At 39.5% G+C, this 12,859-nt stretch carries 11 protein-coding genes and 1 tRNA gene; 5 read left to right on the top strand and 7 right to left on the bottom strand.

Annotation, left to right across the window (positions count from 1 at the left end):
- Positions 1–2 precede the first annotated feature (2 nt).
- From AADH04_RS10385 to AADH04_RS10395, 3 genes are all read left to right on the top strand, one after another.
- Complete coding sequence (locus tag AADH04_RS10385; protein ID WP_434777204.1) at positions 3–1,016, top strand: hypothetical protein; 1,014 nt, start codon at positions 3–5, stop codon at positions 1,014–1,016.
- Positions 1,006–1,479: a hypothetical protein gene (locus tag AADH04_RS10390; protein WP_434777205.1), complete on the top strand. Its 474-nt coding sequence runs from the start codon at positions 1,006–1,008 to the stop codon at positions 1,477–1,479. Before AADH04_RS10385 ends, AADH04_RS10390 begins: the two co-directional genes overlap by 11 nt.
- Before the next feature lie 203 nt (positions 1,480–1,682).
- Entirely contained in the window at positions 1,683–2,150 is a 468-nt protein-coding gene (locus AADH04_RS10395) for a hypothetical protein (protein ID WP_434777206.1), read from the top strand.
- 171 nt (positions 2,151–2,321) lie between these two features.
- Here the strand turns inward: AADH04_RS10395 and AADH04_RS10400 are convergent, their stop codons facing one another.
- From AADH04_RS10400 to AADH04_RS10410, 3 genes are all read right to left on the bottom strand, one after another.
- Positions 2,322–3,479 (bottom strand): class I SAM-dependent methyltransferase, encoded by a 1,158-nt coding sequence (locus AADH04_RS10400; RefSeq protein ID WP_434777207.1) that lies wholly within the window; start codon positions 3,477–3,479, stop codon positions 2,322–2,324.
- Between the two features lie 95 nt (positions 3,480–3,574).
- A complete protein-coding gene (lpxC, locus tag AADH04_RS10405) occupies positions 3,575–4,486 on the bottom strand; it encodes a UDP-3-O-acyl-N-acetylglucosamine deacetylase (protein WP_434777208.1) in 912 nt (303 codons plus the stop codon).
- A 236-nt stretch (positions 4,487–4,722) separates the two neighbouring features.
- Positions 4,723–5,136, bottom strand: coding sequence for a protease inhibitor I42 family protein (locus AADH04_RS10410; protein ID WP_434777209.1), 414 nt, complete (start codon positions 5,134–5,136; stop codon positions 4,723–4,725).
- Positions 5,137–5,517: 381 nt separating this feature from the next.
- Here AADH04_RS10410 and AADH04_RS10415 point away from each other — a divergent pair, with 381 nt between their 5' ends.
- Both AADH04_RS10415 and AADH04_RS10420 read left to right on the top strand, forming a co-directional pair.
- Entirely contained in the window at positions 5,518–6,225 is a 708-nt protein-coding gene (locus tag AADH04_RS10415) for a DUF2461 domain-containing protein (protein WP_434777210.1), read from the top strand.
- Between the two features lie 135 nt (positions 6,226–6,360).
- A complete protein-coding gene (locus AADH04_RS10420) occupies positions 6,361–6,546 on the top strand; it encodes a putative quinol monooxygenase (protein ID WP_434777211.1) in 186 nt (61 codons plus the stop codon).
- Positions 6,547–6,738: 192 nt separating this feature from the next.
- Here AADH04_RS10420 and AADH04_RS10425 read toward each other — a convergent pair.
- The 4 genes from AADH04_RS10425 to AADH04_RS10440 form a co-directional block, all read right to left on the bottom strand.
- A tRNA-Leu gene (locus AADH04_RS10425) sits at positions 6,739–6,823 on the bottom strand.
- Between the two features lie 57 nt (positions 6,824–6,880).
- Positions 6,881–8,329, bottom strand: coding sequence for an efflux transporter outer membrane subunit (locus AADH04_RS10430; RefSeq protein ID WP_434777212.1), 1,449 nt, complete (start codon positions 8,327–8,329; stop codon positions 6,881–6,883).
- On the bottom strand, positions 8,330–11,662 hold the full coding sequence (locus AADH04_RS10435; RefSeq protein ID WP_434777213.1) for an efflux RND transporter permease subunit: 3,333 nt from the start codon (positions 11,660–11,662) through the stop codon (positions 8,330–8,332). It abuts the gene before it with no gap.
- Positions 11,663–11,675: 13 nt separating this feature from the next.
- Entirely contained in the window at positions 11,676–12,851 is a 1,176-nt protein-coding gene (locus tag AADH04_RS10440; protein WP_434777214.1) for an efflux RND transporter periplasmic adaptor subunit, read from the bottom strand.
- Positions 12,852–12,859: the final 8 nt, after the last annotated feature.

Genomic DNA, 12,859 nt, shown 5'->3' on the forward strand with positions numbered 1-12,859 from the left:
TTGTGGTTGAACCCGTATTACAAGTCAGGGATATGGCGGTAGCAGGTGCGGCAGTAACCTATAATTATATGGGCAATAAACAAGGTGCCAATATGTGGTTACCTGAGATGAAAAGTGGCACAGCAGAAGCCTATAAAAACGGCACTTCACAAACAGAACTCTTGTTACAAAGTAACCCCATTACCGGCATTGGGGTAACCAGTTATCACGGTACCACAGCGCTGATGCAAGGACGATATGGAGACTTTGCAGAATTGGTAGGTGGTGTCACTGCGGGTTTGGCAATGGGTAAAGCCGTAACCCAATATGGTGGTTATGGGGTGACACTCAAGCCTGTTGCCTTGCCTACTGGTATGATGCGTTATCAAACAGGGGCATTGGGTTTTGAACTACAGGCAGTACGGCCACAACAAGTCGTGTCTAAACAAAACCTCAGTACAGTGACAGAAGTTAGTCAGAAAATTGCACAAGATAAGCAAACCTTTAGTCAATGGTCTGAGCGTCATCAAGATATACAATTGGCGATACATAAAGAAAAGCAGGTTTATAACCAGTTTGCGGAACGAGCTAAAGAACCGAGTCACTTTCAGCAAACATTAGAAAGTTACCGTAAGCATCAACAGGATATTGATTTTAAGCATATTGAGGCAGATGTTAGAATCTATGAAAATGGTCGAGGTAAAGTACAGGGTGGACATTTTACGCGCTCACCTGATTTAGTCATTACGGAACTGTTGGAGCCAGTGGGCAGTAATGGTACGATTAAAGCTAAGGTTGGTATGAGACAAGCAGAAGGTGAGCCATTTTACTTAAAAACCAATAATGGGGCTAAATCGACCTTAACGCCTGCTGATTGGTCAGTTACCAGAAGTAAGCTTGAAATGAGCCATGCTTTTGAGAATAAAACATTCGACGGTGAGATTTGGACGGGTCAATCAAGTGGTGTTACATTCCAATTTAACCCACCAAATATAAAAATCCCACAATGGAGAGGTTACCCTTTATATGAAAAATAAAACGCTTGTTTTTAGGATAGCTAAAATTGCAGAAAAATCATATTTACCTAGGTTAAGTTGTATTGAAAATAATGAATATAATCAAGCGATAGGAAGAACCTTGCTGGATTTTATAACGGAACATTCAACCAGCGAAAAAGAAGATGCTTCTTTTGAAGAACTATTACAAAAGGTTGAAAGAGGGGAATACCAACCTCAAGACCCCCGTTTTGCTGATTGGGATATGAATGCAAAACAAATCTGGTTATGTTCTCCAGTTGCTTTGCCAGGACATATGGCAATTACCAACGAATATACTGAATACTCTATTGACCCTGATAGTGGTGGTGAACCACAACAATTCACCTTTAATCAATATCGTACTGTGCTTAAATTTTGGCGCGAGTGCCAGCAGATGATTGAAGGCAAGGATTTATCCACTATCGAAGGTTTTAGACGCGAAATGCCTTTTCCAGAAAAATAGAATATTTAAAAAAACCAATAATGGGGCTAAATCGACCTTAACGCCTGCTGATTGGTCAGTTACCAGAAGTAAGCTTGAAATGAGCTATACTTTTGAGAATAAAACATTCGACGGTGAGATTTGGACGGGTCAATCAAGTGGTGTTAAATTCCAATTTAACCCACCAAATATAAAAATCCCACAATGGAGAGGTTACCCTTTATATGAAAAATAAAACGCTTGTTTTTAGGATAGCTAAAATTGCAGAAAAATCATATTTACCTAGGTTAAGTTGTATTGAAAATAATGACTATAATCAAGTGATAGGAAGAACCTTATTGGATTTTATAACACAACAAAGACCTAAAGCAGATATAGAATTTGAAGAGTTGCTTCAACAAGCTGAACAAGGTACTTATCAACCAGAAGACCCTCGTTTTGGTGATTGGGGAATTAACGTAAATGAAATATGGTTATGCCCTCCTGTAGCACAAAAGGGCTGTATGGCGATTACCAATGAAAACACAGAATACTCAATCGATCCCGATAGTGGTGGTGAGCCACAACAATTCACCTTTAATCAATATCGTACTGTGCTTAAATTTTGGCGTGAGTGCCTGCAGATGATTGAAGGCAAGGATTTGTCTACTATCGAAGATTTTAGGCGTGAAATGTCTTTGCCTGAACGGTAAAATATTCAAAATAATGATGAAGCAAAAAGCGCCCCATTTTGTCTAAAAACCAATATGGTCGTTGCGCCTGTTCGTCGAAGATCATCTAAATACCAGTTGCTTTGTTTAGTGCCTTTTGTTGATGTCAGAGCATTTTTTGGCTGAATGTGTTGGGATAACCTTAAATCATGATTATAATTTATGGCATAAATCGCCGTGTGTAAAACCCAGCAGTTCTTCATCAATATTTTTGCCAAAAGCAATCACTTTAAATAGTTCTCCCATTTCATGTTGGGCCAATAACGTTTGGCAAGCCGACGCTTCTTTAATATAAGCTTGGCTTTGTGGTTCGCCTACTTGGTTTAAGAGTTCAGTAATGCCTAAATTAAGTAAAAAGTGGGCTTGGGTAGTGTATCCTAATAAGTCCAGTTTTTGATCAATGGCCTCTTGTGCCATTGCTGTGAAATTAATATGGCAGGTTAAATCACATAACCCAGGGAGGAAAAAAGGGTCATGTATTGTATGGTGTTGATAGTGCCCTATTAGGGTACCCATATTTCGCTCAGGGATATAATATTGTTGTTCATCAAAACCATAATCAATAAATAACATCATCCCCTTTGTTAATTTTTGTGCCAAAGTTCCAATAAATGCTTGTTGGGCCAGATGAAGTTCGCTTTGATAGGGGAAATGATTTATGGACAGTACTTGTGCTGCTTTTAAAATATTTGGGTCACTTATTGGGCGAGCATCTAGCTCAAACCCTTCTTGCTGGTTATAAGTGACTCCTTGTTGTTTAATACAGTCTTTATTCCATATGATTTGTTCGCAGGGCATGGCATCCAGTACTTCGTTACCAATAATGACCCCATTAAATTCTTCAGGTAAGGCTGATAAATGTACCAATTTGTGTAGCAGTTCTGGTGCATGTTGACTAACCAGCGCTTTTTGTCTTTGTGCCAGTTGAGCAGAAACTTCGATAATATAATAGCAATCAAAATCAATATTTGCCTGAGTAAGTTTTTGCATGATGCCAAGCGCTAAAGCGCCCGTTCCTGCACCGAATTCATAAATATTGCCTTGCGTATGTGGCAGTATTTGTGCCACTTGTTTGCTTAATGTGTGACTAAATAAAGTGCTGAGTGTGGGCGCAGTAATAAAATCCCCCTGTGCACCAATTTTATAACTACCGCCCGTATAGTAGCCATATTGTGGTGTATATAAAGCCATATTCATGTATTGAGCAAAACTGATCCAGCCATCATTTTGTTCAATACAGTGTTGAATGGTTTTAATTAATGCATCACTGGCGGCTTTTGCTTCTGACGAGGGTGGGGCAAACTGGCTCATATTTATCTCTTGGCGGTGTTATTAAAATCACAAATATAATTAGCCAGACATTATAAGTAATTGTCTGGCTATTGACACGGTTTATTGTTTTTCGCTTAGGCTATTTTAGGCAGCTCATGAAAGCTGTTGGGGACTTGTTCATTTGCTTCAAAGCTGACATATTCAAATGAATCTGGTTGATCTAATAAGGCTCTAAGGAGTTTGTTGTTAATTGCATGCCCCGATTTTATGCCTTCAAAAAAACCGATAATTGGATGACCAATTACATATAAGTCACCAATGGCATCCAAAATTTTGTGGCGAACAAATTCATCATCAAAGCGTAAACCGTCTGGATTGAGTACATCACCTTCATCAATAACGATTGCGTTATTTAAATTGCCTCCTAAACCCAAATTATGGCTACGCATAAACTCAATTTCTTGCATAAAGCCAAAAGTGCGTGCTCTGGCAATTTCATCTAGGTATGAGGTGTTTTTAAAATCAATTTCAAAGGTTTGATTGCCTCTGTTGATGACTGGATGATCAAAGTTAATATTTAGGCGAATTTTAAAGCCATCATAAGGTGATAAATGGACTTCTTTGTCTTTTTCAACCACAGTCACTTCTTTTAAAATTCGGATGAATTTTTTAGGCTGCTCTTGATTGACAATACCAGCTGATTCCAATAAGTAAATAAAAGGCAGACTAGAGCCATCCATAATGGGGATCTCTGGTGCACTTAATTCCACTTTGATGTTATCAATGCCTAGACCAGCAAAGGCCGACATAATGTGCTCAATAGTGGCAATACGTAAACCAGTTTCAGTCACAATAGTGGACGATAGGCGAGTATCATTAATCAAATTAGGATGTACCCGTACAGAAGGTTGTTCAGGCAGGTCTGTGCGACAAAAAACAATACCACTGTTTACAGCAGCGGGTTTTAAAGTAAGGCGCACACGTTCGCCTGAGTGTAGACCAACTCCGGTTGCGCTGACTTCTTGAGCAAGTGTCCGTTGTAACATAGTCAAATCCATATAAGAGATAGGCTAAGTCTAGCACAAACATGATATGAATAATCAATCAGAAAAATAGTATTTGCTAAAATAAAAGACGATTTTTTTGTTTTGATTGTACTAAGAATAAGCTATTTTAAGAGTTAAGTAGAAATTAATCAGCATGATTGTTTATTTTTTATGGCTCAAGAGAAAAATAAATAAGGCACATATTTTATATCTGTGCCTTTACTTTATCTGTTCAATTATTGGACAGTAATGGCACATTCAAAATGCTCGGCTGGTGATGCATCTTTTTCCCAAGGACGCAGGTATGTCATTTTTAAAGTGTCTTGTCCTTGTTTGATGGCTTGATAACGCCAAGTTGTTTTTCCACCAGAGCCAACACGTTTTTGCTCAGCTTGAGCTTGATTTGCTGTATATTTGCCCGTATCTAAAGGAGCCAATATATCAGCAGGTAATTGTGTGATTTGCCAACTGTACCCAGTTGTTGGGTTACTGGGTAATTCAAAAGCAACTTGTTCACCCAGTTTGAGTGTTAAATGGGTACATGAATCTGTTTGTTTAATGGTTCTTATGGTGTGAGTATTGGCCATAGACGAACATGCTGCCAAAACCAAAAAGCTGATGGTGATTGACAGTACTGCAGTTGATTTCATAGTAAATAAACCTAGTTGGTTAGAAAAAGTTTGAATATGATAGAAGAGCCATAATTAGGTTTCAATCAATATTTAATATCATTAAATTTAGCTATTTATCTGTTTGCTTCATTCAAATGAGTATTTAATCATAATTTAGGTATATCAAATGCTTGTTGTAGGAGTTGGATCACTTTAATATTTGGTTTTTGCATCCTAATGGCATGGTAAAATAGAGTGTGTGGAACAGGAAGCAAAGGTGTATCTGTTGGTAAAATAGACAATAAATCTTTTTAACCAATTTGGTTAGGAATGTTTTTATTTAATTTAAATAAACATAATTTTGTGTTAAATTAATTAAGATAATTTTGCTTCAATAGTCATTTATTGGGATACATCATCATGACACAGAATTTTCAAGGGTTTTCAGCACAAGCATTGGATTTTTTACAAGAAGTGCGTATTCAGAACAGCCGCGAATGGTTTGCCGAAAATAGGCAAACCTATGATGCTTTGTTGTTAACACCATTTCGTTTATTGGTCACAGAGCTAAGCCAAACCATGATGTTTATTGATCCTGAGTTTGAAACACGCCCCGCTATTGGTAAAACATTATCAAGATTAAATAGAGACACACGTTATACCCATGATAAATCATTGTATCGCAGTCATATGTGGTTAACGTTCAAACGTCGTAGCCCTGACTGGAAAGATGCGCCTGTTTATTTTTTTGAAATTGCACCTGATTTTTATCGCTATGGGTTAGGCTATTACTGTGCTTCTCGTGCGACGATGGATGTGTTGCGGCAATTGATTCAGAAGGACACAAAAGCTTTTTTAACTGTAGTAAGAAAAAGCACACAAACACCCTTTGAATTGGTAGGGGAGTGCTATAAACGTCCTTTGGTGAAAGAGCAAGATCCAGAGATCGCTAATTGGTATAACCGTAAAAGTTTTGCCCTTATGTATGAGAGTCCAAAAGTCGAAGATGTTTCTACGGTAAAGATTGTTAAGCAATTAGAAAAAGGATTTACACAATTGGCACCGCTTTATGAGTATTTAATGAAAGCAGAACAGTTGAAAAGAAGCCAAGCAAGTCATGGGATGTAACAAGTTTGTTTTTTTGGCTTGCGCAAATGAAAATGATAAAAATAGTGGAAGAGTGGAGTCAATATTTTTTATGGTGTGATTTTAGCATAAGAGTATTTTTTATATGAATATATGCTGAAATAAAGAGGAAAAGATATGATTAAAGTTGTTATGCGTAGTATTGTTACAGAAGAAACAAGGAGTCAGGCGATAGAGTTATATAAAGAACTTATAGATAAAACGATTGAAGAAAATGGTTGTCTTAAATATGAACTTTTTTGTCAATCGGATAATGAAAATAATCTTGCTTTAATTGAAGAGTGGGCATCTAGGAGCATTTGAAAGCACATACAAAAACAGAACATTTTCTAAGAATTGTGCCAGAACTTACGAAATTAGAAGTTGAAGAACCAATTTTAATATATAAAAAAATATATTCTAGTAAAAACTGATGAATAGTTTGGTAGAAAATAATAAAGCGGTTAGCACTTTGAGTACCAACCGCTTTAAAACCCTTATTTTATAAGGTATGTATGGTGCGAAAGGAGAGACTCGAACTCTCACGCCTCGCGGCGCTGGAACCTAAATCCAGTGCGTCTACCAATTTCGCCACTTTCGCAATTCAAGGTGAAAGATTCTACTAAATTAACTAAGTTAACGCAAGCGTTTTCAAATATTAATTTTGAGAATGAGTTGTACTGGTAGGATAAGCTTTGCTGTTTTTCTCATCCCAACCGCCACCTAATGCTTTATACAATGACACCATCGCATTTAATCTGGCCAAGCGCGCATTGACTACAGCCATTTGTGTTTGGTATAAACTGCGCTCAGAATCCAATACGGTCAAATAGTCAGTGTAGCCGTGGTCGTATTGAATACGCGATAAACGAGCACTTTCTGAAGTTGCTTTAAGCTGTGTTCTTAAAGCGTCTTCAATATCTTTATCATTTTTGTGCTCACTTAATGCATCCAATGTGTCTCTAAATGCAGTTTGAATGGCTTTTTGGTAGCTGGAAACTGCTTGCTCTTCACGGGCTTTTGCGGCACGGATATTATAACCAATACGACCAGCATTAAAAATGGGCGTGGTTAAATTGCCAACAAAATTCCATGTTCGTGTTGGGGCAGTGAATAGGCTATCTAAAGAGAGGCTTTGGCTACCAATGGCACTGGTTAAACCAATACTGGGTAGATACGCCACCCTTGCCACACCAACATCAGCATGAGCCGCAATAAGCATTTCTTCTGCTGCCCTAATATCGGCACGGCGTACCAAAAGATCACTTGGCAAACCTTCTGGAATGGTATCTTTTAGGTTTTGCGCAAAGACACCTGCACCACGGGTAATTTGATCATTGACCATTTGCTCAGGCGTTTGTCCAATTAATATAGCCAAGGCATGCTCTGTCTGCTCTTTAGAAAGCTTTAATCGGGGCACATCAGCTCGAGCGGCAGCAGTTAAAGCGGTCATTTGATTGAGTGTCAAAGCAGAAATCAAACCGTGTTTAAATTGCTTTTGGTATAGCGCCAATGTTTCTTCACGACTGGCCAATGTTTTTTCTGTTAAGGCCAGTTGCTCATCAACGGTTCTTAATTGAAAGTAGGTGTTGGCTACTTGTGCCGCAATAGACAATTGTAAAGCATCACGATTGTATTGGCTGGATAAGAATTGGGCTCTGGCTGCTTTATTTTGTGCGGCAAGTTTACCCCAAATATCAATCTCCCAGCTTAATTGAGCATAAGCGGTACGCACGTCCCCAATAATTGGGGTGCCAGGCGCGGTTGTTTCTTGGGATGTTCTTTGGCGGGTAAAATTACCCGCTCCATCAATACTTGGGAAAAGGGCACTGCGTGCAATGCCAGCATTGGCTGCAGCTTCTTTAACCCTAGCTTGTGCCGCAACCAAATCTTGGTTATACCGTAAAGCATTGTCAATCATGTTGTCCAAAACAGGATCGCCAAAATTTTTCCACCATTGTTGATTGATGGTTTGAGAGGCATCACTGTTAGAGGCTTGATTGGCTTTAAAGCTCTCAGGTAGTTGTGTTTCAGGGCGTTCGTATGTAGGCAATAACGCGCAACCATTTAATGCCAGAACGATACTTATGCATAAAATTTTCTTCATTTATTTGTCTCTCTCTTCGTCCGACGATGTTTCTTGATTGTTCACATCTGTTGGATGGTTTTCACTTTCAGTATCGACAGCTGCCAGTGTACCACTTTCTGGTACAGGATTTTCATCCCTTTGCGTTGGCTGCTGTTCGTCATGAGATTTTCTTTTACCACTTATTTTCATGATCAATACAAAGAAAGTTGGAATGAACAATATCGCAATAAATGTTGCTGCGGCCATCCCACCAATCACACTGACCCCCAATGAGTGGCGACTATTGGCACCCGCACCAGTACTTAAGGCAAGTGGTACGACACCCATCACAAACGCCATAGAAGTCATGATAATAGGGCGGAAGCGTAAGTGTGCAGCATCGGCAGCAGCAGAGATAATATCTTCTCCTTCCTGCATTTTTTGGACTGCAAATTCCACAATCAAAATGGCGTTTTTCGCTGCTAAGCCAATTAATGTCACCAAGGCCACTTGGAAGTACACATCATTAGCCAAACCGCTATAACTTGGAACATATGCCGATAGGAAACGGACAATCAATACGGCTAAAGCAGCACCAAATACAGCAAATGGTACGGCCAAAATAACCGCTAGTGGTAAGCTCCATCTTTCATATTGAGCGGCAAGAATCAAGAAAACCATCAACAAGCCAAAAGCAAGCACAACAGCAGATGAACCTGTACTTGATTTTTCCTGATAGGCACTACCAGACCATGCTAATGAATAACCCTCTGGCAATACTTCTTTGGCAACCGCTTCCATTTCGGCAATGGCTTCACCAGAACTGCCACCTTCTGGTGGGCTGGCAATTACTTTACCCGCAGGGAAAATATTAAATCGGCTCATGATTTCAGGGCCAACTGTTTGTTCTACGGTAACCAATGTAGTTAACGGAATCATTTCGTTGTTCATTGAACGAACATAAATATTGCTTAAGTCAGAGATACGTTGTCTATATGGTGCATCTGCTTGCATTTGTACTTTATAAGTACGGCCAAATTTATTAAAGTCATTGACATAAGTAGCACCAAACATGCTTTGCATCGTTGTGAAGACATCATTAATGGTCACACCCATAGCTTTAGCTTTTTCTCTGTCTAATGTGATGTTGATTTGCGGTACATTAGTAGAGTAGGTTGTTTGCACACCTTTAACAATATCTCTTTTTTGTAGTTCAGCAACATATGTTTGAATCACATTACCCAATTCATCAGCAGAAGCACCACCTTTGTTTTGAATAAATGCTTCCACACCACCTGTATTGGACATACCAGAAATTGGCGGCAAGTCAATCACCAGATAAAAGGCGTTTCTCAAACCCATGGCTTTACCAGACAGGTATTTGTTGACACTGAAAGATGAATTGTCATAGCCTTTACGCTCATCCCAAGGTTTTAGGGTAATAAAGGCAATACCTGAACTGCTTTTTGGTGCAGAGGACAAAATATCAAAACCAGCAATACCAAAGAAATCTTGAACATTAGGGTTTGTTTTTGCTAATTTGTGGAATTCCTCGACTGCTTCAGCTGATCTTTGTACATGGGCTGCATCAGGTAGGAAAATGGCACTCATCAATACCCCTTGGTCTTCGTTAGGTGCTAAAGAAGAAGGTAGGGCTTGGAAAAGCTGTAAAGCAGCAAAGATTGTCACAAATAATATGGCAATACTGAGCATACTTCTTTTGATAAAGAAGCGTACAGCATTACTATAGCGATGAGTTGTGCGCTCGAATGCATCATTAAACCAGTTAAAGAAACGGGTTTTGTAATGTGCAAATAAGGCCACAATTTTAAATTTATGTGGGCGAGCTTCCCTTTGGTGTAATTCTTCTTCTTTAAGCAGTAAGGCACAAAGAGCAGGGGTCAATGTTAATGCCACGATACCCGAAATGGTGACAGAAATGGCAATGGTAATGGCAAACTGTTTGTACATTTCACCCGCAATACCGCCTACGAATGCTACAGGAATAAATACTGAGCACAATACCAATACAATTGCGACCAATGCACCTGCTACTTCACGCATCGCTTGGAATGATGCTTCACGTGGCGATTTATGTTCGGTTGTCATAATACGCTCAACGTTTTCCAATACCACAATTGCATCATCCACCACAATACCAATGGCCAGTACCAGACCAAATAAGGTTAAGGTGTTAATGGTAAAGCCTAAAGCATACATTCCTGCAAAAGTACCAATAACCGATACAGGTACGGCAATACACGGAATAATGGTTGCACGCCAGTTTTGTAAGAACAGATAAACCACTAAAAACACCAAGATCATTGCTTCTACTAATGTTTGAACAACTTCATCAATAGAAACTTGAACGAATTTGGTGGTGTCATACGCAACCGCATAGTCAACCCCTGAAGGGAAGTCTTGTTTCAAGCGTTCTAATGCAGCGTCCACGCCCTTTGCTGTGGCTAATTGATTTGCACCTTGAGCCAGATAAATACCAATAGCAGCAGAAGGTTTGCCATTAAATGTTGAAATAACATCATAGTTGTATGCGCCAAGTTCGACACGAGCAATGTCCTTAATGCGAACGGATGAACCATCAGGGTTTGAACGGACAATAATATTTTCAAATTCTTCAGGTTCTGTTAAACGGCCTTGAGTGGTTACGGTATAGGTAAAATCCAGTTTTTCCGAGCTAGGTGTAGCGCCAATTTTACCAGCAGCAAATTGAACGTTTTGTTCATTTAAGGCAGCAGCAACATCAATTGGGGTGATTTTTTGTTGAGTCATTTTATCTGGGCGCAACCAAATACGCATAGAATAAGACTCATCCCCAAAACCTGAAGCGTCTCCCACACCTTCAATACGTTTGATTTCATCAACAATATTTAAAGAAGCATAGTTACTTAAAAACAGTGCATCACGGGAATTGTCCGGTGAGTAAATACTCAATACTTGTAAGAAGTTATTTGAGCGTTTGGCTACGGTCACCCCCAAGCGACGCACTTGTTCTGGTAATGAAGAAGTGACTTGTTGTACGCGGTTATTTACGTTAATGGTTGCTTGATCAGGGTCTGTACCAATTTTGAAGGTGACACTGATTGACATACTCCCATTGGAAGAGCTAGATGACTGGATGTATAACATGTCATCTACACCATTAATAGCCTGCTCTAAAGGCGCTGCCACTGTATTAGCAATAACCTCAGATGAAGCGCCTGGATAACTGGCTGATACTGAAACAACTGGGGGCACAACATCGGGGAACTGCTCAATCGGGAGCGCTTTCATTGCAGCTAAACCTGCAATGACAATAATAATAGACAGCACCGTAGAAAAGATCGGCCGTCTGATGAAAAAAGCTGAAAACATGGTTTATAAGCTCCTATTTTTTCTCTGATGTCTGGTGAACAGGTGCTTTATTGGCATTTTGATTGGGTTGGTTATCTAATAGGGCGCCTGGGCGAACTTTAACCAGATTATCAATCACTACCTTGTCTCCAGCTGTTAAACCAGATTCAACAATAACATTGTTACCAGATTCCTGACCAAGTGTTACAGGTCGAATTTCTGCTTTGTTGTCTTTACCTTGTACCCAAACGGTTTTTCCTTGTTGAGAACTCAGAACTGCACTTTGAGGAATGGCAATGACATTAGGGCGTTCCGCACCTTCTAAAATAACCCGTACAAATTGACCTGGAAGCAGATCTTTGCTTGGATTATTAAAAATGGCACGCATTTTGATGCTGCCTGTACTTGGGTCAACCATACTGTCAGTAAAATCTACTTGCCCTTTTTCGCTGTATATGGTGCCATCGCCTAAGCGCAGGGCAACTTCAAAAGTGTTTTGATCTTTACCCATTTTTAGCGTCTTGGCCGCAAGCATTTGTTTGATTTTTGTCGACTCACTTTCAGACATACTAAAATTGACATACATCGGTTCAAGTTGTGATATTTTGGTCAGTAAACTGGCTTCTGCCGATGTGGCAATTAAACTGCCCTCAGAAACACTTTCTTTACTGGTGACACCAGAAATAGGTGCAGTCACTTTGGTATAACCTAAGTTAATTTGTGCTTGATCTAAACTTGCCTTGCTGGCGGCAACATTGGCTTTTGCTGATTGCATGGCAGCTGCTGCATCATCAAGGTTCTTTTTAGATACGGCATTTTCTTTTGCTAAAGGTGCAATACGGTTAAAGTCTTGGGTCGCTTGGACTAAGTTCGCTTGACTTAATGCCAGTGCCGCACGTGCTTGGTCTACGACAGCTTGATAAGGTGCTGGGTCAATTTGAAATAATACTGCACCCGCTTGTACGGGTTGGCCTTCATCATAATAACGTTTTTGTAAGATCCCACCTACACGAGCACGAACTTCAACTTCTTTATAACCAGCAGTTTGACCAACATATTCAAAAGAAACAGGGATATTTTCAGGTTTAATTTGTAACAAGGTGACTGGTAATGCTTGTGGTTGTTGTGTTGCTCCTTCTTTACATGAGGTCAGTGCTAATGCCAGTACTAAAGCACTTAAGCCAGTTTTTATTAAAGGTGTGCTCATCATTTTACGAC

It is taken from the genome of Neisseria sp. Ec49-e6-T10 (genome assembly GCF_051132615.1).
In the GTDB taxonomy this organism is placed as follows: Bacteria; Pseudomonadota; Gammaproteobacteria; order Burkholderiales; family Neisseriaceae.

Coding starts and splice junctions, on each gene's coding strand:
- AADH04_RS10390 (WP_434777205.1), top strand. CDS start 1,006: ATGAAAAATAAAACGCTTGTTTTTAGGATAGCTAAAATTGCAGAAAAA.
- AADH04_RS10395 (WP_434777206.1), top strand. CDS start 1,683: ATGAAAAATAAAACGCTTGTTTTTAGGATAGCTAAAATTGCAGAAAAA.
- AADH04_RS10400 (WP_434777207.1), bottom strand. CDS start 3,479: ATGAGCCAGTTTGCCCCACCCTCGTCAGAAGCAAAAGCCGCCAGTGAT.
- lpxC (WP_434777208.1), bottom strand. CDS start 4,486: ATGTTACAACGGACACTTGCTCAAGAAGTCAGCGCAACCGGAGTTGGT.
- AADH04_RS10410 (WP_434777209.1), bottom strand. CDS start 5,136: ATGAAATCAACTGCAGTACTGTCAATCACCATCAGCTTTTTGGTTTTG.
- AADH04_RS10415 (WP_434777210.1), top strand. CDS start 5,518: ATGACACAGAATTTTCAAGGGTTTTCAGCACAAGCATTGGATTTTTTA.
- AADH04_RS10420 (WP_434777211.1), top strand. CDS start 6,361: ATGATTAAAGTTGTTATGCGTAGTATTGTTACAGAAGAAACAAGGAGT.
- AADH04_RS10430 (WP_434777212.1), bottom strand. CDS start 8,329: ATGAAGAAAATTTTATGCATAAGTATCGTTCTGGCATTAAATGGTTGC.
- AADH04_RS10435 (WP_434777213.1), bottom strand. CDS start 11,662: ATGTTTTCAGCTTTTTTCATCAGACGGCCGATCTTTTCTACGGTGCTG.
- AADH04_RS10440 (WP_434777214.1), bottom strand. CDS start 12,851: ATGATGAGCACACCTTTAATAAAAACTGGCTTAAGTGCTTTAGTACTG.